Annotated in this window: 20 protein-coding genes; 13 read left to right on the top strand and 7 right to left on the bottom strand. The window is 53.1% G+C overall.

The genetic code is table 11. The features are described 5' to 3' along the window. The coding region (locus HP459_RS10010) for a LysR family transcriptional regulator (protein ID WP_253939630.1) at positions 1 to 524 on the bottom strand (524 nt) is incomplete at its 3' end. A gap of 111 nt (positions 525 to 635) precedes the next feature. On the opposite strand from HP459_RS10010, the gene HP459_RS10005 reads away from it, so the two are divergent. From HP459_RS10005 to adhP, 9 genes are all read left to right on the top strand, one after another. Further along, entirely contained in the window at positions 636 to 1,487 is an 852-nt protein-coding gene (locus HP459_RS10005) for a Vmh family MBL fold metallo-hydrolase (RefSeq protein WP_023306247.1), read from the top strand. A gap of 51 nt (positions 1,488 to 1,538) precedes the next feature. Beyond that, positions 1,539 to 2,060, top strand: a complete 522-nt coding sequence (locus HP459_RS10000) for a VOC family protein (protein ID WP_171936167.1) — start codon at positions 1,539 to 1,541, stop codon at positions 2,058 to 2,060. Positions 2,061 to 2,201: 141 nt separating this feature from the next. Beyond that, a complete protein-coding gene (gene bdm, locus HP459_RS09995; protein ID WP_022648192.1) occupies positions 2,202 to 2,417 on the top strand; it encodes a biofilm-dependent modulation protein in 216 nt (71 codons plus the stop codon). Positions 2,418 to 2,512: 95 nt separating this feature from the next. Beyond that, a complete protein-coding gene (gene sra, locus HP459_RS09990; protein ID WP_000841561.1) occupies positions 2,513 to 2,650 on the top strand; it encodes a stationary-phase-induced ribosome-associated protein in 138 nt (45 codons plus the stop codon). A gap of 176 nt (positions 2,651 to 2,826) precedes the next feature. After that, positions 2,827 to 4,524 carry an NAD-dependent malic enzyme gene (locus HP459_RS09985; RefSeq protein ID WP_022648194.1) on the top strand — a complete coding sequence of 566 codons (1,698 nt, stop codon included), beginning with the start codon at positions 2,827 to 2,829 and terminating at the stop codon, positions 4,522 to 4,524. A 300-nt stretch (positions 4,525 to 4,824) separates the two neighbouring features. Next, positions 4,825 to 5,310 (top strand): Hcp family type VI secretion system effector, encoded by a 486-nt coding sequence (locus HP459_RS09980; protein ID WP_032624212.1) that lies wholly within the window; start codon positions 4,825 to 4,827, stop codon positions 5,308 to 5,310. Continuing rightward, positions 5,307 to 5,789, top strand: coding sequence for a DUF2778 domain-containing protein (locus HP459_RS09975; RefSeq protein ID WP_022648196.1), 483 nt, complete (start codon positions 5,307 to 5,309; stop codon positions 5,787 to 5,789). The genes HP459_RS09980 and HP459_RS09975 overlap by 4 nt, the downstream gene beginning before the upstream one ends. Positions 5,790 to 6,375: 586 nt before the next feature. After that, positions 6,376 to 8,085, top strand: coding sequence for an ABC-F family ATP-binding cassette domain-containing protein (locus tag HP459_RS09970; RefSeq protein WP_171936166.1), 1,710 nt, complete (start codon positions 6,376 to 6,378; stop codon positions 8,083 to 8,085). A gap of 205 nt (positions 8,086 to 8,290) precedes the next feature. Further along, entirely contained in the window at positions 8,291 to 9,301 is a 1,011-nt protein-coding gene (gene adhP / locus HP459_RS09965; protein WP_023306254.1) for an alcohol dehydrogenase AdhP, read from the top strand. Positions 9,302 to 9,340: 39 nt separating this feature from the next. Here the strand turns inward: adhP and HP459_RS09960 are convergent, their stop codons facing one another. Continuing rightward, entirely contained in the window at positions 9,341 to 9,850 is a 510-nt protein-coding gene (locus tag HP459_RS09960) for an Rrf2 family transcriptional regulator (RefSeq protein ID WP_022648200.1), read from the bottom strand. Positions 9,851 to 9,980: 130 nt separating this feature from the next. Here HP459_RS09960 and HP459_RS09955 point away from each other — a divergent pair, with 130 nt between their 5' ends. After that, entirely contained in the window at positions 9,981 to 11,183 is a 1,203-nt protein-coding gene (locus HP459_RS09955; protein ID WP_032624210.1) for an NAD(P)/FAD-dependent oxidoreductase, read from the top strand. 39 nt (positions 11,184 to 11,222) lie between these two features. On the opposite strand, the gene araJ is transcribed toward HP459_RS09955, so the two are convergent. Beyond that, positions 11,223 to 12,398: an MFS transporter AraJ gene (gene araJ, locus HP459_RS09950; protein WP_063148920.1), complete on the bottom strand. Its 1,176-nt coding sequence runs from the start codon at positions 12,396 to 12,398 to the stop codon at positions 11,223 to 11,225. Positions 12,399 to 12,559: 161 nt separating this feature from the next. Between araJ and ppk2 the strand changes: the two genes are divergently transcribed. Beyond that, entirely contained in the window at positions 12,560 to 13,378 is an 819-nt protein-coding gene (gene ppk2 / locus HP459_RS09945; RefSeq protein WP_171936165.1) for a polyphosphate kinase 2, read from the top strand. A 59-nt stretch (positions 13,379 to 13,437) separates the two neighbouring features. Here ppk2 and fdnI read toward each other — a convergent pair whose 3' ends face one another. Genes fdnI through fdnG form a run of 3 tightly spaced genes read right to left on the bottom strand, consistent with a single transcriptional unit; the run spans position 13,438 to position 18,030 of the window. Next, positions 13,438 to 14,094 (bottom strand): formate dehydrogenase-N subunit gamma, encoded by a 657-nt coding sequence (gene fdnI, locus HP459_RS09940; RefSeq protein ID WP_003857050.1) that lies wholly within the window; start codon positions 14,092 to 14,094, stop codon positions 13,438 to 13,440. Continuing rightward, the gene (gene fdxH / locus HP459_RS09935; protein ID WP_003857048.1) at positions 14,087 to 14,971 is read right to left on the bottom strand and encodes a formate dehydrogenase subunit beta; all 885 of its coding nucleotides are present in this window, start codon (positions 14,969 to 14,971) and stop codon (positions 14,087 to 14,089) included. Before fdxH ends, fdnI begins: the two co-directional genes overlap by 8 nt. An 11-nt stretch (positions 14,972 to 14,982) precedes the next feature. After that, on the bottom strand, positions 14,983 to 18,030 hold the full coding sequence (gene fdnG / locus HP459_RS09930; protein WP_171936164.1) for a formate dehydrogenase-N subunit alpha: 3,048 nt from the start codon (positions 18,028 to 18,030) through the stop codon (positions 14,983 to 14,985). Positions 18,031 to 18,250: 220 nt separating this feature from the next. On the opposite strand from fdnG, the gene yddG reads away from it, so the two are divergent. Together yddG and HP459_RS09920 are read left to right on the top strand one after the other, a co-directional pair. Beyond that, positions 18,251 to 19,129, top strand: coding sequence for an aromatic amino acid DMT transporter YddG (gene yddG / locus HP459_RS09925; protein ID WP_023300177.1), 879 nt, complete (start codon positions 18,251 to 18,253; stop codon positions 19,127 to 19,129). A 625-nt stretch (positions 19,130 to 19,754) separates the two neighbouring features. Continuing rightward, complete coding sequence (locus HP459_RS09920) at positions 19,755 to 20,828, top strand: porin OmpC (protein ID WP_022648207.1); 1,074 nt, start codon at positions 19,755 to 19,757, stop codon at positions 20,826 to 20,828. Between the two features lie 44 nt (positions 20,829 to 20,872). On the opposite strand, the gene HP459_RS09915 is transcribed toward HP459_RS09920, so the two are convergent. Beyond that, a partial coding sequence (locus tag HP459_RS09915) for an MFS transporter (protein WP_171936163.1) occupies positions 20,873 to 21,835 on the bottom strand: 963 nt, incomplete at its 5' end.

Below are 21,835 nucleotides of genomic sequence, written 5' to 3'. Positions count from 1 at the left end.
ACGCCCCGGCTTGCAAGGTAGTGCGGCGAGGCGCAAAGCACGGACCGACACTCTCCCAACCGGCGAGCGATCATACCCGGTTCGGGGTTATCGGTAATGCGGATCGCCACGTCAATTCGCTCGCCCACCAGGCTCACCGGATGGTTGTTAACATCCAGCTCAATGCGCAGTTGAGGGTAACGCTGCAACAGATCGGGCAGCACCGGAGCGATAATCTGCATCGCGGTAAAATGCGCGCAGGCGACACGAAGCGTGCCTGAGGGTAAATCCTTCACTGACTGATCTTCAATTTCCTGAGAAATTTGCGATAGCGTGCGCGTCTTTTGCAGGACTTTCTCCCCCGCCGCCGTCAGCGTCAGCTTACGGGTGGAGCGGTTAACCAGCCGCGCCCCAGCCCACTTCTCCATCTGCTCCAGATAACGGCTCACCATCGGACGGGAGATCCCCAGCGCCCGCGCCGCCGCGCTTAAACTCCCCAGCTCACAGATGCGGTTGTACACCTGGGCGGCAATAACGCGATCCATTTTGACCTCCATTTGCTCGATCTATGAAACTAAGCATCTCCTGTTTCAGGAATTCTGGCAAATGAAGAGATCCGTACAATAGAGACTTTCCTGAAGAACAGAGACATGACCATGACTATCGCCCGCCTTGCTTTGTTGACAACCCTTTTCACTCCGGCCGTCTTTGCCGCTCCGTTGACCGTTGATACGTATAACCCGCAGGAAAAAGGCATTTTTGCCGTTTCTTCCACGCTGGTATCTGGCCCGAAAGAGGCGGTACTGTTTGACGCCCAGTTCAGCGTGAAAGATGGCGAAGCGCTGGTAGAAAAAATTCGCCACAGCGGTAAAACGCTGAACAAAATCGTGATCACTTCCGGCGATCCGGATTTCTATTTCGGCCTGCAACCGCTGATGAAAGCCTTCCCTAATGCCAAAGTTGTCGCCACGCAACAGGTGGTGGACCATATCAGGGCCACAAAAGACGCGAAGCTCGCCTTCTGGGGGCCACAGATGAAAGATGGCGCGCCGACGCAGCTCTACGTGCCGCAAGTGCTTGCCTCAACCACCTTTATGATTGACGGTGAGAGAGTAAGCATTGAAGAGCCTGAAAGCTATGCGGCGTACGTCTGGATCCCATCCGCCAAAACCATCCTCGGCGGCACGGGCGTCTCATGGGGCATTCACGTCTGGACGGCGGATACCCAAACGCCGGAAAGCCGTAAACAGTGGCAGCAGACGCTGGATAGCATGGCTGCCCTTAAGCCCGAACGCGTTATTCCGGGCCACTACCTTGGGACACCGCCAGCGGGTACCGGCGCTATCGACTTTACCCGTCGCTATCTACAGCAGTTTGAAAAGGCCCTCAGGACGCATAAAGCGTCTACCGACGTCATCATCGCGATGAAAAAACAGTGGCCGAACCTTGCGGAAGAAAGTTCGCTGGAACTGAGTGCCAAAGTGAATACCGGCGAAATGAAGTGGTAATAAGCTGACTATCTCCTGCTATATTTAAATTTTTTATAGCAGGAGTTTACTATGCAATCGTCAGTAAGGGGTATTGACCATATCGGTATTACGGTGCCCGACATTGAAAAAGCCACCCTATTTTTTGAACGCGCTTTCGGCGCACAGGTTTTATATCATTCTGTCGATGCAGAAACCGATAATATCGATCAGCCCGCCCAGCAACACACCTTAAAATTATTTCCCGGCACTAAAATTCATGCCATTCGCATGCTTGTTATGCCGCACGGACCCGGCATAGAACTTTTCGAAATGCATGGCCCTGAACAGGGAATGCCCGCTCGCGCCAGCGACTTTGGAATTCAGCATTTTGCTGTTTATGTTGATGATTTTGATAGTGCCATCGCGGCTTTCACCGCCGCCGGCGGCGAGATGTTCACCGCGCCGAAGCCGCTTAGCTTTCCGGATGAGCAAGGTGAAGGTAATGCTTTCTGCTATGGTCAAACCCCCTGGGGCAGCATTGTGGAATTGATCTCCTGGCCGACGCCCATGCCTTATGAAAAAACCACAAATTTACGCCGCTGGAAACCCTGAGTTTTATTTCTGTGCTACGGGGGATGTTATTTTTAATTCCAGGACGAATCTGAACCACAACGGCAAAAATATTTGCCAATCTGAATGTGAATTACGATTTTGCACGCCGTAACATTAAACAGACAACGACACGGAGGCAGCATGTTTACTTATTACCCGGCACATACCACAGCAGCACAACCGGAACTTGTTAACGCGATCGCACAAGGTCTTCACGCCGAGCACGGTGTTGTTACTGAAGATGACATTTTGATGGAACTGACCAAGTGGGTGGAAGCCACGGACAATGACATCCTCAGTGACATCTACCAGCAAACCATCAACTATGTGGTTAGTGGGCGAAACGCACCTCTGTAAAAACCTGCTAAGCTGGATCTGCAACCTAAGGGGTTACATTTCGTTTGCGTAAGCAAGCTTGTCCTTAAAACTATCAACAGGATTGAGGAGTTAACATGAAATCGAACCGTCAGGCACGCCATATACTGGGACTGAACTACAAGCTCTCTAACCAGCGTAAAGTGGTTATTGAGGAGGGTAGCGAAACGCAAGTTACCCATGCCACCGGCAGGAAACGTCAGGCAGGCAAGTAATTTCCAGTACGAAATTCACAACACCATCGGTAATCCCGGTGGTGTTTTTCTTTATGTGTTGCGGTAATTAATATTCAGCTCCTTTATAATACCAACCGACCGCACCCCGTAGCACAGGCCAGAAAGATGACAAACAGCAGTGTCAGGGACGGATCTTCTTAAAAAGAGTGAGTGACATGGACAACAAACTGAAAAAACATCGTTCCCTTTATATTCCTTACGCCGGTCCGGTTTTACTGGAGTTCCCCCTTCTGAACAAAGGCAGCGCCTTTAGCATGGAAGAGCGCAGCAGCTTTAACCTGCTGGGCCTGCTGCCTGAAGTGGTTGAGACCATTGAAGAACAGGCAGAACGTGCCTGGATCCAGTATCAGGGCTTTAAAACCGAAATCGATAAACACATCTACCTGCGTAATATTCAGGACACCAACGAAACCCTCTTCTACCGCCTCGTGCAGAACCATCTTGAAGAGATGATGCCCGTCATTTACACCCCCACCGTCGGCGCGGCGTGTGAACGCTTCTCAGAGATCTACCGTCGTTCCCGCGGTGTGTTCATCTCTTATCAGAACCGTCACAACATGGATGACATTCTGCAAAACGTGCCTAACCACAACATCAAGGTGATCGTGGTGACCGATGGCGAACGTATTCTGGGCCTCGGTGACCAGGGCATTGGCGGGATGGGGATCCCCATCGGTAAGCTCTCGCTGTATACCGCCTGCGGCGGGATCAGCCCGGCCTACACCCTGCCGGTGGTACTTGACGTGGGGACCAATAACCAGCAACTGTTGAACGATCCGCTGTACATGGGCTGGCGTCACCCGCGCATTACCGACGACGAGTACTATCAGTTTGTGGATGATTTCATCCAGGCCGTGAAGCACCGCTGGCCTGACGTGCTGTTGCAGTTCGAAGACTTCGCACAGAAAAACGCCATGCCGCTGCTGAACCGCTACCGCGATGAGATCTGCTCGTTCAACGATGACATTCAGGGCACTGCGGCAGTGACCGTCGGTACGCTGATTGCTGCGAGCCGTGCGGCAGGCAGTCAGCTCAGCTATCAGAAAATTGTCTTCCTGGGTGCAGGCTCCGCGGGCTGCGGCATCGCCGAGCAAATTATTGCCCAGACCCAGCGCGAAGGCTTAAGCGAAGAGCTGGCCCGCTCCCGCGTCTTTATGGTGGATCGTTTTGGCCTGCTGACCGACGGCATGCCAAACTTACTCCCGTTCCAGACCAAACTGGTGCAGAAGCGCGAAAACCTGAAAAACTGGGATACGGATAACGAAGTGCTCTCGCTTCTTGACGTGGTGCGCAACGTGAAGCCGGACATTCTGATCGGCGTGTCCGGGCAGACCGGCCTCTTCACGGAGGAGATTATTCGCGAGATGCACAAGCACTGTGAACGCCCTATCGTGATGCCGCTGTCTAACCCGACTTCACGCGTGGAGGCAACGCCGCAGGACATCATCGCATGGACCGAAGGTAAGGCACTGGTCGCAACCGGCAGTCCATTTGATCCGGTGGTGTGGAAGGACAAACTCTACCCCATCGCGCAGTGCAATAACTCCTATATCTTCCCGGGTATTGGTCTGGGAGTTATCGCCTCCGGCGCGTCCCGCATCACCGACGAAATGCTGATGTCCGCGAGCGAAACGCTGGCAGGTCACTCTCCGCTGGTGAATAACGGTGAAGGCCTGGTACTGCCGGAGCTGAAAGACATTCACAAAGTGTCCCGCGCAATTGCCTTCGCGGTAGGCAAAATGGCGCAGCAGCAAGGCGTCGCGGTGAAAACCTCTGCCGATGCGTTGCAGCAGGCGATTGATGATAACTTCTGGATGCCGGAATACCGTAGCTATCGTCGTACTTCGATTTAAATCGGAGTTTTGAACGTTCCCTCTCTTCACAAGGGAGAGGGAACGTGAAGTCCCTTCTCCCTTTTTCCTCTAATTCCCTTAATCCTGCCTATAAATGCTTTGTTGAAAGTCACTCATGATAATTTGGCTTTCAAATGCAGCAGGATCGATCATTTGAAAAATGCATACCTAATCAAAAATCTATATCCTTTTAAAATATATAAATTTTACATAACACTTCTTGCCTAACAAATAGTTTTTCTTAAGAGTTTAGTAACGTTTTGCATCACTAAATTCATTTATTGAAAAAGGAGTTTTGAAATGGCAATCCCAGCATATCTATGGCTGAAAGATGACGGCGGCGCAGATATCAAAGGCGCGGTTGATGTGCAATATCGCGAGGGCAGTATTGAAGTATTAGGATTCGGTCATGGACTGCATCTACCGACAGATAATATGACAGGAAAAATCACGGGTACGCGCATGCATAGCGCTCTGGTTTTTGAAAAGGAGTTCGACAGTTCCAGCCCTTACTTATACAAGGCTGTAGCAAAAGGCCAAACGCTAAAAAGTGCCGAGTTTAAGTGGTACAAAATCAATGATGCTGGTCAAGAGGTCGAATACTTCAACATGTTCCTTGAGAACGTTAAAGTGGTCTCAATATGCCCGGTGATGCATGACGTAAAAAATCCAGCAATGGAAAAACATAATCATTTAGAAAATATTTCCCTCCGTTACGAGAAGATCACATGGCGACACTGTGACGGTAATATCATCTTTGCTGATTCCTGGAATGACAGATCATGAATCTCCTACAGTGCTTTTTCCACCTCAACGGAGGTACGTACGCTACTTTGTCTGTGCCCGGAGTTGGCTTTTTTCCTGCATTTTCAGGAAATGGTGACGCGACGAACCGTGCAGAAAGCGCAAATATACCTGATATCGGCCCACTCCCACCTGGTCGCTATTACATACTTTTACGTGGATTAGGGGGTTGGTATACTCAAACTAAGGATAGTGTTAACGCATTTTTCACCGGTTCGAATCGGAACGAATGGTTTGCATTATATCGCGATGACGGATTGATAAATGATGAGACTTTTGTGAAAGGCGTAAGGCGAGGTGAATTCCGGTTACACCCTATCGGGCCATCTGGCATAAGTAAGGGTTGTATTACACTTTATAGTCAGAGCGATTTTAAGATTCTGGCATCAGCCTTACTTCGAACTGGAGGGCAGCAATTGGGAAACTACATGATTGCACATGGCGTTGTGCAGGTCTATTAATGAAGGCGGCATTCCTTGTGTTGTTGTGGTGTATAGCCGTGTTTCTATCAATGTTCACACTCTACAAGATTGTTCCACCAGAAACGCAGTACGATTTTGTGGAGCTTTTTGGAATATATGGCGACGAAAGGATAATGGATTTTGTTTTGTATGTTTTCTTCGGCATGGCCATATTCATTGCGTCTGTAATCACGCTATCCCTGTATTTGCTTATACGAAAAAGATGATTCTGGGCAGCGACGCTGCCCTTCCTTTTATCACATCACGCGCTTAGTTCTGTATCCGCAACCGAAGATATCGCTTTTTGCCGCAGTAGTATGTTCATTCTATGAAAATGTTGTATAGTGATGGTTACTAATAATCACTTAACTTATAAGGAGGCCAATTATGCTGTACTGTGAAATTTTCAATGTTTCACATACATTTGGTGATCGCACCAGCTCAAGCGTTATCGGTATCGTGCTGCGATAACTTCCGCTTGAGCGAAGACACCAACCCCTGAAATCCCTTCTCTCGGGCTTACTGAGTTATCGTCAGCGATGTTTGACGAGGCATAAACATGCCTGTAACTCTTGGGTAAGCAACAATGAGCACTTTACTTACTGCACAATCTTTACGTGTTGATACGGCGTTTGGCACGCTGTTCGACTCCCTCTCCTTTACGCTGAAAAAAGGCGACCGCATTGGCCTGCTGGGCGACAACGGCTGCGGCAAAAGTACGTTGCTGAAGGTGTTGGACGGCACAGACTCCCCTGCTGCCGGAACCGTCGCATTGGCCAGATACTGTCTGATGGCGCGCGTTGAGCAACACCTGCCAGAAGCCATTTATCCCCTGACCATGCTGGATGCCGTGCTGGCGCAACTGCCCGCGACTGAACGCGAGAGTCTGCACTGGAAAGCTGAAACGCTGCTGGCGGGTATGGGCTTTACACCGCAGGACATGGCCTTAACGTCGGCAACGCTGAGCGGCGGGCAGCACACGCGTCTCCTGCTGGCGCGGGCGCTGATCGGCGATCCAGATCTGTTACTGCTGGACGAACCGAGTAACCACCTCGATTTGCCGACCCTGCTCTGGCTGGAACAGTTTTTACAGAACTGGTCCGGCAGCTTTGTGCTGGTCTCACACGACAGGCAACTATTGGATGCCGTCACCAACGGCAGCTGGATCCTGCGCGATAAGATGTTGCACTACTTCGCCCTTCCCTGCACCGCCGCGCGTCAGGCGCTGGTAGCCAAAGACGAAAGTGATGCGCTGCGGCATAAGGCGGAGCAAAAGGAGATTGATCGCGTAACCGCCAGTGCCAGACGGCTGGCCACCTGGGGCAAGGTCTACGATAACGAAGATCTGGCCCGCAAAGCCAAACAGATGGAAAAGCAGGTCGAACGGCTTAAGGAGAGTCAGACAGAGCTCACCGCAGGCAGTCCGTGGACATTAACCCTGCGCGGTGACGCCCTGCGGGCAGACCGGCTACTGGAGATGGAAAACCTAAGCGTAGCGCCTGAGCCTGGCCTGTCTGAGCTGTTTCACGTCGACATTGCGCGGCTTAGAAGTGGCGATCGCGTGGCTATCGTCGGGCGTAATGGCTGCGGCAAATCATCACTGATGAAGCTTATCTGGCGGCATTTCACAGGTGAACCTTCAGAGACTGGCCTGAAACTTCATCCTCGCGTGTCGCCAGGCTATTACGATCAGACGCTGAATCAGCTTTCGGAGGAGGCAACAATCTTTGACGCGCTGGAGCCTTTCGCGCCAGATCCGCAGACCCGTAAAATGGCCCTCATCAGTGCCGGGTTCCCGTGGGCGCGACACGGACAAAAAGTCAGGACGCTGAGCGGTGGGGAACGTTCGCGCCTGCTGTTCATCGGCCTGACGCTTGCTCGCTATAGCCTTCTGATGCTGGATGAGCCAACCAACCACCTGGACATGGAAGGCAAAGAGGCGCTGGCGGAAACACTGCAACAGTTTGAAGGCGGAGTGCTGCTGGTGAGCCACGATCGTCAGTTAATTAGCCAGAGCTGTAACCGCTACTGGCTGATTGAGGACGGCAGGCTTAGCGAATGGCACGATGCGGAGGCGGTGTTTGAGCGCCTGCGTGCGGGCACCGGTCCGGTGGTGCCTGGGGCATCGAAGACTGCATCGAAGGCACCACCTTCAGCGTCTGACGATCTGCTCGAACGCCTGGTTGCCCTGGAAATGCTGCTGGAAGAGGATTTGGCGCGCAAGCCAAAACACCAAAAACCGCAGTTGCAGGCGCAATGGCGAAGAGAGATTGAGGAGATAGAAGCCCAACTATAAATCTGTACCCGGCGGTCGTTACGCCGGGTTTTTTACGTTAGCGTTTTCCCCTACTGATTATTAGAGGATCACCGTATTCTTAATCTGAAACTGAATTAATTGATGACATTATGTTGCGGTTGCCTTGCATTACAGCGCCAAAGTATTAATCCTTAATGGGTATTACACCTGCTATGCAGATACTCATTAGTAAAAGGAGAAACACATGAAGGCTGCTGTTGTCACTCAGGATCATCAGGTTAACGTTACAGAGAAAACCTTACGCGCGCTCAAACATGGTGAAGCGCTGCTGAAGATGGAGTGCTGTGGCGTTTGCCATACCGATCTCCATGTTAAAAATGGCGATTTTGGCGACAAGACCGGGGTGATCCTCGGCCATGAAGGGATTGGTATTGTCAAAGAGATTGGTCCGGGCGTCACGTCACTGAAAGTTGGCGATCGTGCAAGCGTGGCGTGGTTCTTCGAAGGCTGTGGCCACTGTGAATATTGTAATACCGGCAACGAAACTCTGTGCCGTGACGTAAAAAACGCGGGTTACTCCGTCGACGGCGGCATGGCAGAAGAGTGCATCGTGACCGCGGATTACGCGGTTAAAGTCCCGGAGGGGCTGGACTCTGCGGCGGCCAGCAGCATCACCTGCGCTGGGGTCACCACCTACAAAGCGGTAAAAGTCTCTGAGATCAAACCCGGCCAGTGGATTGCGATCTATGGCCTTGGCGGTCTGGGCAACCTCGCACTGCAATACGCCAAAAATGTCTTTAATGCGAAAGTTATCGCCATTGACGTGAATGACGAGCAGTTGAAGCTCGCTGCCAGCATGGGCGCAGACTTAACCGTGAACTCCCGCAGTGAAGATGCGGCAAAAGTGATTCAGGAGAAAACCGGCGGCGCACATGCGGCAGTGGTGACGGCGGTAGCGAAAGCGGCCTTCAACTCTGCTGTTGACGCGGTTCGCGCCGGAGGCCGCGTGGTGGCTGTTGGCCTGCCGCCGGAAGCGATGAGCCTGGATATTCCACGTCTGGTCCTGGATGGGATTCAGGTGGTGGGCTCTCTGGTGGGTACTCGTCAGGATCTGCTCGAAGCCTTCCAGTTTGCGGCTGAAGGTAAGGTGGTTCCGAAAGTCACGATGCGCCCACTGGAAGATATCAACGCCATCTTTAAAGAGATGGAACAGGGCCAGATCCGTGGCCGTATGGTGATTGATTTACGTTCTTAACCGCGGTGGCCGGGTAGCGGGTTTGCCCTGCCCGGCCTGTCACGTAGACGAACGGCGATCGGAAATCCACTCCTGAACCTCGATCTGGAACGTGTCCGGCGCTTTTCGATACATCTTCCGCGCCAGATCCAGGATGGTATGGCGTCCTAACTCCTCTTCCATCCGCTGCTGCGCGCTGTCCATAACCGATCGCACCCCGCACGGTCCGTCACAGACCCAGGCCGGTGGCGTTTCATCAAATACCGCCAGGCGCTGACGCACTTCCCGACATTCGAACATATTCTTATCGCCGTCGATGGCGTGCGCCACGTCCAGCACGCTGATCAGCTCTGCCGGACGCGCCAGCCGGAATCCTCCCCCCTTGCCTTCGGTGCTGATAACCAGCCCCGCGCGTGACAAACGAGTGAAAATCTTCCCAAGATAGTCGTACGGTACGCCCTGCAAGGCCGCCATCTCCCGGACGCTCATCTCACGCTCATTGCCTTTTGCATCCACCATACACATCAGGCTATGAATGCCATATTCCACACCAGAACTGTAAAACGCCATGGCTCACTCCGGGTCATTGTTCGCTGCATTATAACGAATTTTAACTCAGAAAGAAGTTGTCGCAGTTAACTCCGACAAGTATAGTGGCAGTTATGTCAGACACACAGCCTGACGAACAAAAGGATCGAGTATGAAAAAGCAGATTTTAATTGTGGGTAGTGGGTTTTCCGGTATGTGGGCTGCGGTCAGCGCCGCGCGTCTTTCTGCTCTGGAAGGTAATAATAGCCTCAGCATTGCCGTGCTGGCCCCGGTGCCGGAACTGCGCGTTCGTCCACGTTTTTATGAAGAGAACGTGTCGACGATGGTCGCGCCACTGACCGAACTGTTTGCTGAGCTGGGTATTGCCTTTATTTCGGGCGAAGCACAACGTATTGATACCTCATCTAAAACCGTTTTGTATCGCGATTCAAACGGCGCCATTGCCGAAGTCAACTGGGAACGTCTGATCCTCGCAACCGGTAGCCAGACTAAACGTCCGCCGATTGCCGGTCTGACTGAATACGCATTTGATATCGACCAACTCGACTCCGCCAGGCTGTTCGAGCAACATCTTGATTCGCTGGTTTCGCGCCCCTCCACCCCAGAACGCAATACCGTGGTCGTGTGTGGCGGCGGTTTTACCGGCATTGAGCTGGCAACGGAACTCCCTGATCGTCTTCGCACCCGCTTCGGCGCCGATACAAAGACTAAAGTGATCGTAGTTGAAAGAGGTGCAACCATTGGCGGGCGTTACAGCGAGGCGCTGCGTAACACCATTGAAGAAGCAAGCAACGCTCTGGACGTTGAATGGCGTTTAAACAGTGAAATTGAAGCTATTGATGCCAGCGGCGTGACGCTGAAAAACGGAGAGCGCATTGCCAGCGCGACTGTAGTGTGGACGGCAGGGGTAGAAGCTAACCCCCTCAGCCTGCAAATTGACGGGGAACGCGACACTCAGGGACGCCTTATCGTCACCGACACGTTGCAGGTCCCTGCGCATTCGGAGGTTTACGCGACGGGTGATATGGCTCACGCCAAAACGGACGATGCGGGCAACACGGCACTGATGACCTGCCAGCACGCGATCCAGCTGGGGAAATTCGCCGGACATAACGCAGCTGCCAGCCTGTTAAATCTGGAGCCGTACCCTTACCGTCAGGTGAATTACGTCACCTGTCTGGATCTGGGTGGCTGGGGCGCGGTGTACACCGAGGGCTGGGAACAGCGTGTTAAATCCGTGCGCGAGGAAGGCAAAAAGATCAAAGTCGCCATCACCAACGAACTGATTTACCCGCCAGCAGCAGACAAAGCTGTCGCATTTGCCGCCGCTGACCCACTGGCGAAATTCGTGTAGTCCCCTCCTGTGCCCGCGACCAGCGGGCAAAGCGTGAAATCAGGCCAGCGCTCCTGCGTTGGCCTGACGCTTTTTGGCACATAAAAAACCGTACATCAACAGAGAGGTCATTGCTGAGAAGGATAAGATCGCTGCCGGAAGCGTGACATAGCTCCAGCTAAAGCCGAGCGTAATCATCATTCCACCGAAATACGCGCCTATTGCGCTGCCGAGGTTAAACGCCATTTGCCCGCCTGCGGCCCCCAACATCTCGCCGCCTTTCGCATTTTGCAGCAGCAGTATTTGCAGCGGCGCAGAGAGCGCAAACAGCCCGGCGCAGCAGACGAACCCCATTACCAGTGAAGCTGTTTTAAGCTCGCCAAACGCGAACAGTAACAGCAGCGAAGCCACAATCACCATGTCGGTGGTGGCAGCAATGCGCAGCGGGCTAAAGCGCGACGACAGCTTGCCGCTGAAAACATTACCCAGCACCATGCCCAGCCCCATCAGCATCATGATCGCGGTCATGACGCCCTCGGAAAAGCCTGACACGTTGACCATAAACGGCTTCACGAAGCTAAACCAGGCAAACACCCCGGCATTGCCAAACATCGTAGCGGCAAAAATCAGCCACGGTTCCGGTTTTTTCAGGAAGTGGAATTGTTCTGTCAGCCGGGTGGTTGTCGTGTCGTGAATGTCTGGCACCCACAGCAGAACAGAGAGGATCACCAGCGCATCAAAGACGGCAATCAAAAAGAAGGTGTAACGCCAGTTAAATTCATGTCCCAGCCAGGTCCCGAGCGGGACGCCAAGCAAATTGGCAACGGTCATCCCGGCAATCATCCCTGCTACAGCAACCGTCACCTTACCCGGTGGCGCAATTTTTGACAGGATTATCGCCCCCACACCGAAAATCGCGCCATGCGGGAAACCAGAGATTAAGCGCCCCGCCGCCAGCCCCATGTAGGTGTCAGAGAAGGTAAAGAGCGCGTTACCGACGACGCACATCGCCACCAGAAACAGCAGCGTTGTTTTCAGCGAAAATTTACTGGAGAACAGCGCCACAATTGGCGCGCCGATCACCACGCCAAAAGCGTAAAACGAAATCATATTTCCGGCGGAGGGAATCGAAATGCCCGTATCATGAGCCAGTTCTGTCAGCACGCCCATGATGCCAAATTCAGCCATTCCCAGGCCAAAGGTAGCCAGTGCTAACGAAAAAATTGTTTTTTTCATACCGCGACCACTGTTAAAAAATACGCAGCGTGCATTATTGATTAAACTTGTATGGTGAACCAGTTCAAATCAGCTTTCTGACACATTAATCCATTCATTCAGGCCGATTACACGCTTAGTACGGCCTCGATCCCGCGACCGGACCCATAGGGAGACCCGCCATGGTCAGTAAGAAGAAAACCCGTGTTGTTGATGATGTCGTTATAAACGCGCCGCTCAAAACCAAAGCGTACGAGCAAGAGCTTCGCCGCCTCCATGTTGAACTGGTTAAGCTCCAGCAATGGGTGGTCGCCAAAGGGTTAAAGGTCTGTATTGTTTTTGAAGGGCGAGACGGCGCGGGTAAAGGCGGCGCCATCAAAGCCATCACCGAACGCGTCAGCCCCCGGGTGTTTCGCGTTGTTGCGTTACCGGCCCCCACCGATAAAGAGAAAAGTCAGCTCTATTTTCAGCGTTACGTTCCCCATCTGCCCTCTGCCGGTGAAATCGTCATTTTTGACCGGAGCTGGTACAACCGCGCAGGCGTGGAAAGAGTAATGGGTTTCTGTACCGAAGAGCAGGCCGACAAATTTCTTGATGGAACGCCGGTGATGGAAAAAGCGATGGTCGATGCCGGGATCATATTGTTGAAATACTGGCTTGAAGTAACGCCAAAAGAGCAGGAACGCCGCCTGCGCGATCGCATTAATGATGGTCGCAAGATCTGGAAGCTGTCTCCAATGGACATAAAATCTTTCAATCTATGGGATGAATATACCCTCGCCCGTGATGCGATGTTTAAAGCGACCGACACCGCCTGGGCGCCGTGGTTTGTGGCGCGCTCAGAAGATAAAAAACGGGTTCGGTTGAATATTATTTCGCATCTGCTTTCACAGATCCCCTATAAAGAAATTCACGTTGACAAGGTGGATTTACCGAAACGCAAGATCGGCAAAGTGAAGCCAACAAAATATCCCTTCCGGTATATTGCAGAGCGGTTTTGATACAGGGAAGCAGACCAGCACAAGCGCAGCGCCGCCGGACAATGCCGACGGCGCGAGGTTTACTTCAACCCTTCCGAACTCTCTTTTTGCGCTTCAAGACGCTCAACGTCGCGGTACCAGCGCGGATGGTGCTTCTGCGCCCAGCGGCGGCTCACCTTCCCTTCAATCATGCCTTTGATCGATCCTTTCACCCAGAATGCCATATACATATGGATCAGAATGGCGTGGATCAGAATAATGGCCGAGGTCGCGTGGATCAGCAGCGCATAACGCACTACCTGAATCGGGAAATAGTGCGCAAAATACGGACGCCAGATGATCACCCCGGTCACCAGCAGCACAAAAATCATGCTCATGATGGTCCAGAACATCATCTTCTGCCCGGCGTTATATTTGCCCACCTTCGCGACTTTATGCTCGTTGCCTTTCAGAACCTCAACAATCCCTTTTAGCCACGGAATATCCTGCTTGTCAGGGATGTTGTGATGAACGAAACGTACAAACATAAACATCAGCACCACGAAAATCAGTACGCCGAAGAACGGATGCAGAATGCGCCCCATCTGCGGTGTCCCGAAGGTTTCCGTTAGCCACTGTAGCGTCGGGAAGAAGAACGAAATGCCGGATACCGCCACCAGGAAGAAGCAGATGACCACCGTCCAGTGACAGGCGCGATCGACAAATTTTGTGCGCACTATCATTTTCGACTTACTCATGATGCTCCTCCTCGTCGTCATCCACCTCTTTATTCGGCCCGATACCGATGTAGTGATAAATCAGCCCGGCAAAGGTGGCGATAAAGCCCGCCGCTGAGAGCGGCTTAAGCGCCCCTTTCCAGAGGTTGATTGAGGTATCGATCGCCGGATCCTTCGGCAGATTGTGATACAGCTCCGGCTGGTCATTGTGGTGCAGAACATACATGACGTGCGTACCGCCCACGCCCTGCGGGTTATAAATCCCGGCCTTGTCATAGCCGCGCGCTTTGAGCTTATCCACCCGCTGCTGTGCCACTTCCAGCATCTCTTTTTTGGTGCCGAAGTGGATAGCCCCGGTAGGACAGGTCTTCACGCAGGCAGGCTCCTGTCCGACGCTGACGCGATCGACACACAGCGTGCATTTATAGACCCGGTTATCTTCTTTATTGAGGCGCGGGATATTAAACGGACAGCCTGCGATGCAGTAGCCGCAGCCGATACAGTTATCCTGCTGGAAGTCGACGATCCCGTTGGCGTACTGAATAATTGCACCCGCAGACGGGCATGCCTTCAGGCAGCCCGGATCTTCACAGTGCATACAGCCGTCTTTACGGATTAGCCACTCCAGCTTGCCGTTCTGGTCGGTTTCGCTAAAGCGCATCACCGTCCAGGACTTGGCGCTCAGATCAGCCGGGTTATCGTAAACGCCAACGCAGTGCCCCACCTCGTCGCGGATATCGTTCCACTCCGAGCAGGCCACCTGGCAGGCCTTACAGCCCACGCAGGAGGAGACATCGATCAGCTTGGCGACTTCTGCCTTGTAGTCCCGCGCGCGAGGCGCGGGCGTTATCGGGTTGGTCGCGGAGCGTTTAATAATGTCTTGTGTTTCCATCGCCATTTAATCGCTCCTTACGCTTTCTCGATGTTGACCAGAAACGCTTTATACTCCGGCGTTTGTGAGTTGGAATCGCCGACGTTTGGCGTCAGGGTATTGGCGATGTAACCTTTCTGCGCCACCCCTTCAAAGCCCCAGTGCAGCGGGATGCCGACGGTTTCTACCTGCTGGCCGTGTACGTTCAGACTTTGCAGACGACGGGTGACCACCGCTACCGCGCGAATAAAGCCGCGCTTGCTGCTCACCGTCACGCGATCGCCATTGGCAATGCCTTTCGCCTTCGCCAGCGTTTCGCTTATCTCCACAAACTGTTCCGGCTGCGCGATGGCGTTAAGCCGCGCATGTTTGGTCCAGGTATGGAAATGCTCAGTCAGGCGGTAGGTAGTTCCGACATACGGGAACTTGTCCTTTTTACCTAAACGCATCACGTCATCTTCATAGATACGCACTACCGGGCTGGAGACCACGTTCGGGTGCAGCGGGTTAGTGCCGAGCGGCGTTTCCATCGGCTCGTAATGTTCCGGGAACGGCCCTTCCGCCAGCTTGTCGATGGCAAACAGACGCCCCAACCCTTCCGGCTGCATGATAAACGGCCCGGTGTTGCTGTCCGGCGCGGCGGTGTTGAAGTCCGGGATATCGTTCCCCGTCCACTTCGTGCCGTTCCACTCGATCAGCATGCGTTTCGGATCCCACGGCTTACCGTTCACGTCTGCGGAGGCACGGTTGTACAGTACGCGGCGGTTCAACGGCCACGCCCATGCCCAGCCCAGCGTGTTGCCCAGGCCTGACGGATCGGCGTTATCACGGTTGGCCATCTGATTACCCTGCTCCGTCCAGCTGCCGGTGTAGATCCAGCATGACGAGGCCGTGGTGCCGTCGTCACGCAACAGCGCGAAGCTATTGAGCAACTGGCCTTTCTTCGCCACCAGATTGCCGTTGGCATCGTACAGGTCGGCCAGCGCCACGCCGTTGTTCTCTTTTGCCACCTCTTCGGACTCAGGATGATCCGGCTGCTTGTAGTTCCAGCTCATCTTCAGCAGCGGCTCTGCGCCTTTGCCGCCTTCGGTGCGGTACATTTCGCGCAGACGATGGTAAATCCCGGCCAGAATTTCGCCGTCATTACGCGCTTCACCCGGCGCATCCTGACCTTTCCAGTGCCACTGTAGCCAGCGGCCAGAGTTGGCAATAGAACCGTCCTCTTCCGCAAAGCAGGTCGATGGCAGTCGGAACACCTCGGTCTGAATGGATGCCGGATCGACATCGTTAGACTCGCCGTGGTTCTGCCAGAACGTAGACGTTTCGGTGACCAGCGGATCGATAACCACCATGTACTTCAGCTTGCTCAGGCTGCGAACGACTTTGTTTTTATCCGGGAATGACGCCACCGGGTTAAAGCCCTGGCAGATATACCCCGTGACGTCGCCCTTATCCATCATGTTGAAATACTTGATGACATCGTAAGCCTGATCCCATTTCGGCAACCACTCAAAGCCCCAGTCATTCTCTTTCTGCGCCGCATCGCCGTAGAACGATTTCATCAGACTGACGGCAAACTTCGGATAGTTACTCCAGTAGTTCACCTGGTCCGGACGCGTCGCTTTTGGCGTGTTGGCGTCAAGCCAGCTTTGCCAGTCGGTCTGCTTCTCCGACGGCAGGGTCAGGTAACCCGGCAGGCTGGTCGACAGCAGGCCGAGATCGGTTAAGCCCTGAATGTTGGAGTGTCCGCGCAGGGCGTTCACGCCCCCACCGGCCATCCCCATGTTGCCGAGCAGCAGCTGGATCATCGCCATGGTACGGATGTTCTGCGCGCCCACGGTATGCTGCGTCCAGCCCAGCGCGTACAGGAAGGTGGTTGTTCTGTCGGCGGCACTGGTGGAGGCCAGCACTTCACATACTTTCAGGAAGTCTGCTTTCGGCGTACCGCAGATGTTTTCCACCACGTCTGGCGTATAACGGGAAACATGCTGTTTCAGCAAGTTCCACACGCAGCGCGGATCGGTCAGGGTCTCATCGCGTTTCGCGTAGCCGTTTTCGTCGAATTGATAGTTCCAGGACGATTTATCGTACTGACGTTTCTCTGCGTCATAGCCGCTGAACAGGCCATCTTCGAAGGCGAAATCTTCCCGCACCAGCAGGGCGGCATTGGTGTAATGCTTAACGTATTCCGCGTTAATCTTATTGTTTTCGATCAGGTACAACAGCACGCCGGAAAGGAACGTAATATCCGTACCGGAGCGGATCGGCGCATAAATATCAGCCACCGATGCCGTACGCGTAAAGCGTGGATCGACGACAATCAGTGTCGCATCGTTGTTGTTTTTCGCTTCCATCGCCCAGCGGAATCCCACCGGATGGGCTTCAGCGGCGTTACCGCCCATCACCACCACGACGTTTGCGTTTTTGATATCAACCCAGTGGTTGGTCATCGCACCGCGACCAAATGTTGGAGCAAGACTTGCTACCGTTGGTCCGTGTCAGACGCGCGCCTGGTTATCAACCGCCAGCATGCCGAGGGAGCGCACAAATTTTTGCGTCAGCATGCCGGTCTCATTACTTGCCGCAGACGCACACAGCATCCCGGTGGAGGTCCAGCGGTTTACCGTAACGCCCTGCTCGTTCTTTTCAATAAAGTTGGCGTCGCGATCCGCTTTCATCAGTTTTGCAATACGTGAGAAGGCCTCGTCCCAGGAGATGCGCTGCCATTTATCAGAGCCCGGCGCACGATATTCCGGATAGCGCAGACGGTTTTCACTGTGGACGTAGTCCAGCAGCCCCGCCCCTTTCGGGCAAAGCGCCCCGCGGCTCACCGGATGGTCCGGGTCCCCTTCAATATGATAAATCGCTTCTTTGGCGTTCTTCGCGCCATCACCCAGGCTATACATTAATAGCCCACAACCCACGGAGCAGTATGTGCAGGTGTTACGGATCTCTTTCGCGCGCAGCAGTTTATAGTTGCGTGCCTGAGCCAGCGCCATTTTGGGAGCGAATCCCAGCATTGCGGCTGTTGTTCCGGCCATACCGCCCGCGCAGATTTTAAAAAATTGTCTGCGGCTGACGTCCATTGCTGTCCTCGTTATCTGATAAGACTTCGCGCCGCAAACTAACAGCAAAGCCCCTGTTTTTTTTGCGTCAAATCAAGGTCGCCGAACTTCGCCCCCTTAATAGTCACCGCTGGTATGATTTATTACTCCTTTCGGGTTAACCGCGAAACAGAAAATTCGCCTGGTGAATGGGTTAGATGCTATAAGTTTACCCTTTGATTTTTATGAGACTGGCAGGGTAATGGACAGAAAAAGAGCAACGCTGATTGGCCTGGTGGCCATACTGCTGTGGAGCACCATGGTGGGTCTCATCCGCAGCGTCAGTGAGGGACTTGGCCCGGTGGGGGGCGCAGCGATGATCTACACCGTCAGCGGATTATTGTGTCTGGCGACGGTAGGTTTCCCTGATATTAAACGGTTTTCGAAAGGCTATCTCATTGCGGGCAGCGTCCTGTTTGTCAGCTATGAAATGTGCCTTGCCCTGTCGCTTGGCTTTGCCGCGACGCGCTCGCAGGCAATTGAGGTGGGCATGGTCAATTATCTCTGGCCAAGCCTGACGATTTTGTTCGCCATTTTGTTCAACGGACAAAAATCCACCCTGTGGGTGATCCCCGGCTTAGCGATCTCCCTGTTGGGCGTGGGCTGGGTCTTAGGCGGCGAAAACGGGCTGCACGTTCACGACATCATGCAGAACATCGTTTCCAGCCCGCTGAGCTACGGGCTGGCATTTGCCGGTGCCTTTATCTGGGCCGCCTACTGCACCGTCACCAGCAGGTATGCCAGAGGGCAAAATGGCATTACTCTTTTCGTCCTGCTGACCGCCCTGAGCCTGTGGGTCAAATATGCCGTCAGCGATCAGCCCGAAATGGTATTCAGCGTGCCGGTAGTCGTGAAGCTGTTGATGTGTGGTGTTGCCCTTGGCTTTGGCTACGCCGCCTGGAACATTGGGATCCTCCACGGTAACGTCACGGTGCTTGCGGCCGTCTCCTACTTCACCCCGGTACTCTCTGCCGCGCTGGCGGCTATTATGCTGAGCTCTCCGCTTTCATTCTCATTCTGGCAAGGTGCATTAATGGTTTGCGCCGGATCATTACTTTGCTGGTATGCCACCCGCAAATAGCATTTTTATTTTTACCGGGCACGAATTATGCCCGGTAAAAATTAACATTATTTTAATATGTGATCACAGTAAAGAATATTATTTATAACATTCGTGTGTATTTCTATTTCTGTATAGAGTATTCACACAAAGTCAGATCCGTTGTGGAAATTGACATAAACTGACAACGCAGGTAATTAATTCAACCCCAATATTCCCGCGCTATATAGCACATAGTGCAATAGTTTATTTCTGGATGTTTCTTTTAAAAAGCAGTTGCTGGCTTCCGGACAAATCCACAAACCACTGTTTTCAAAGTCAATAACGCGCCCCATTCCGTGAGATTATCTGCCAAGCCCTTTTATCTCCCTCTAAAAACAAAAACGCATGGCAACTATTTCCAGCCTTATTATCGTGTTTTGTTAATAATCAATTTATGTATATAAATTAACCTTATTGAGCGATTTAAGGGAAATTTATCGGATCAGGATCACACTAATTGAAATTATCTTTAATATTTTGAAACTTATTATTGAAAGCAGTCTACGGAATTTTAAAAATAGTCTGCCATTGACGATAAGCCTCGTTTAAAAATCGCTCAGGTGGCTTAGGAAATACCTAAATAAAATTATAAGGGTTAGTTAAGATGAAACTTAAATTAGTTGCAGTGGCAGTGACTTCCATGTTGGCGGCTGGCGTTGTTAACGCGGCTGAAGTTTTTAACAAAGACGGTAACAAACTGGATCTGTACGGCAAAGTTACTGGTCTGCACTATTTTTCTGATGATGCTGGTAGCGACGGCGACAAAACATACGTTCGTCTGGGCTTCAAAGGTGAAACTCAGATCAACGATCAACTGACCGGATACGGCCAGTGGGAATATGAGTTCAAGGGCAACCGCTCTGAAGCTCAGGGTTCCGACGGCAACAAAACCCGTCTGGCCTTCGCTGGTCTGAAATTCGATGAATTCGGTTCCTTCGACTACGGTCGTAACTACGGTGTTGCTTATGACATCGGCGCATGGACTGACGTTCTGCCAGAGTTCGGTGGCGATACCTGGACGCAGACTGACGGCTTCATGACCGGTCGTACCACTGGCGTTGCCACCTACCGTAACACCGACTTCTTTGGTCTGGTTGACGGCCTGAACGTGGCTGCCCAGTACCAGGGTAAAAACGACCGTTCAGAGATCACCGAATCCAACGGTGACGGCTGGGGTCTGTCTTCTACCTATGAATTCGACGGCTTCGGTGTGGGTGCGACCTACGCTAAATCTGACCGTACTGACCGTCAGGTTCGTGCTGCAAGCAACCTGAACGCCGGTGGCGAAAACGCAGAAGTCTGGGCTGCTGGCCTGAAGTACGATGCGAACAACATCTACCTGGCAACCACCTACTCTGAAACCCGCAACATGACGGCGTTCGGTAGCGGTCACGTTGCCAACAAAGCACAGAACTTCGAAGTTGTGGCTCAGTACCAGTTTGACTTCGGTCTGCGTCCATCCATCGCTTACCTGAAATCCAAAGGTAAAGACATCGGTTCTTATGGCGACCAGGACCTGGTTGAATACGTTGACGTTGGCGCGAGCTACTACTTCAACAAAAACATGTCCACCTACGTTGATTACAAAATCAACCTCGTGGATGACAGCCAGTTCACCAAAGATGCCAAAGTGGCTACCGACAACATCGTGGCTGTAGGTCTGACCTACCAGTTCTAAGATGTGTTAGTTCAAAAGGCCAGCCCTCGCGGCTGGCCTTTTTTTTACTGCTGCCCTCCGACCTTCGCCAGACTAAACCAGATCCCGATCGCCAGAATCATCAGCATGGCTCCCGCACTGCCCAGGGCCACGCTGTGCGAGGTGATGAACGCGGTTTTCGCCGCCGTCATCACCGGCTCGGCCAGTGACGGCGTCAGCTCCTGCGCGACCTTCATCGCTTCACCGATGGACGACGAGGCTTTATCGGTCAGCGACGCGCTCAGCCCCTGCGGCAGTACAATTGACGCCGAAAAGCTGCGGGTTAACAGCAGACCGAAAATGGCGATCCCGAGACCAGCGCCCAGCTCGTAGGACATGGTTTCGATCGCGCCTGCCGCGGCCGCTTTCTCTTTCGGCGCGGCAGCCATGATCGCTGACGTCGATGCCAGCAGTGCGCTGGCGGCACTGAAGCCCAGCAGCACCATCAGGCTCCACGCCTGCCACTGTTGGGTGCTGAAATCGAGCGTCGACAGGCCGATAAAACTGATCGCGCTTAGCCCCATGCCTCCGGCCGCGACAATGCGCAGCCCCAGACGCCCGACCAGCACACCCGCGATCGGCCCGCTAAATCCGCTCGCCACCATCACCGGCAGCATAAATATCCCTGCTTCAAACGGCGTAAAACCATGCACGAACTGCAACTCCTGCGCCATCAGCAGTTCAAAGCCCACCAGCGCAATCATGGCGGTCATCGCCATGACCACGCCGCTTAAAATAATGCGATGGCAAAACAGACGCATGTCGATCATTGGTACGCGCGCGCGCAGCTGGATACGGACGAAAATAAACAGCATCACCGCCCCGGTAAGCAGCGTAGAGGCCACCATCCACGGCGACAGCACCCCTTTCAGGGCGGTTTTGGCGCTGTAGACCAGCAGTAAAATGGCGACAATCAGCATAATGGCATGGCTGATATTGAGCGGCTGCTCGGGCCGCCCCTGCTGAGCAGGCACAAAGTGCGCAGCAAG

The organism is Enterobacter sp. CM29, from assembly GCF_013179605.1.
GTDB lineage: Bacteria > Pseudomonadota > Gammaproteobacteria > Enterobacterales > Enterobacteriaceae > Enterobacter > Enterobacter intestinihominis.
This window is presented reverse-complemented; position numbering and strand designations above follow the sequence as displayed.

Excerpts from the sequence above, each read along its gene's own strand:
- fdnI (WP_003857050.1), bottom strand. The coding sequence starts at position 14,094 with ATGAGTAAGTCGAAAATGATAGTGCGCACAAAATTTGTCGATCGCGCC.
- adhP (WP_023306254.1), top strand. The coding sequence starts at position 8,291 with ATGAAGGCTGCTGTTGTCACTCAGGATCATCAGGTTAACGTTACAGAG.
- HP459_RS09970 (WP_171936166.1), top strand. The coding sequence starts at position 6,376 with ATGAGCACTTTACTTACTGCACAATCTTTACGTGTTGATACGGCGTTT.
- HP459_RS09960 (WP_022648200.1), bottom strand. The coding sequence starts at position 9,850 with ATGGCGTTTTACAGTTCTGGTGTGGAATATGGCATTCATAGCCTGATG.
- HP459_RS10000 (WP_171936167.1), top strand. The coding sequence starts at position 1,539 with ATGCAATCGTCAGTAAGGGGTATTGACCATATCGGTATTACGGTGCCC.
- HP459_RS10005 (WP_023306247.1), top strand. The coding sequence starts at position 636 with ATGACTATCGCCCGCCTTGCTTTGTTGACAACCCTTTTCACTCCGGCC.
- yddG (WP_023300177.1), top strand. The coding sequence starts at position 18,251 with ATGGACAGAAAAAGAGCAACGCTGATTGGCCTGGTGGCCATACTGCTG.
- araJ (WP_063148920.1), bottom strand. The coding sequence starts at position 12,398 with ATGAAAAAAACAATTTTTTCGTTAGCACTGGCTACCTTTGGCCTGGGA.
- HP459_RS09920 (WP_022648207.1), top strand. The coding sequence starts at position 19,755 with ATGAAACTTAAATTAGTTGCAGTGGCAGTGACTTCCATGTTGGCGGCT.
- fdxH (WP_003857048.1), bottom strand. The coding sequence starts at position 14,971 with ATGGCGATGGAAACACAAGACATTATTAAACGCTCCGCGACCAACCCG.
- HP459_RS09975 (WP_022648196.1), top strand. The coding sequence starts at position 5,307 with ATGAATCTCCTACAGTGCTTTTTCCACCTCAACGGAGGTACGTACGCT.
- sra (WP_000841561.1), top strand. The coding sequence starts at position 2,513 with ATGAAATCGAACCGTCAGGCACGCCATATACTGGGACTGAACTACAAG.
- bdm (WP_022648192.1), top strand. The coding sequence starts at position 2,202 with ATGTTTACTTATTACCCGGCACATACCACAGCAGCACAACCGGAACTT.
- HP459_RS09980 (WP_032624212.1), top strand. The coding sequence starts at position 4,825 with ATGGCAATCCCAGCATATCTATGGCTGAAAGATGACGGCGGCGCAGAT.
- ppk2 (WP_171936165.1), top strand. The coding sequence starts at position 12,560 with ATGGTCAGTAAGAAGAAAACCCGTGTTGTTGATGATGTCGTTATAAAC.
- HP459_RS09955 (WP_032624210.1), top strand. The coding sequence starts at position 9,981 with ATGAAAAAGCAGATTTTAATTGTGGGTAGTGGGTTTTCCGGTATGTGG.
- HP459_RS09985 (WP_022648194.1), top strand. The coding sequence starts at position 2,827 with ATGGACAACAAACTGAAAAAACATCGTTCCCTTTATATTCCTTACGCC.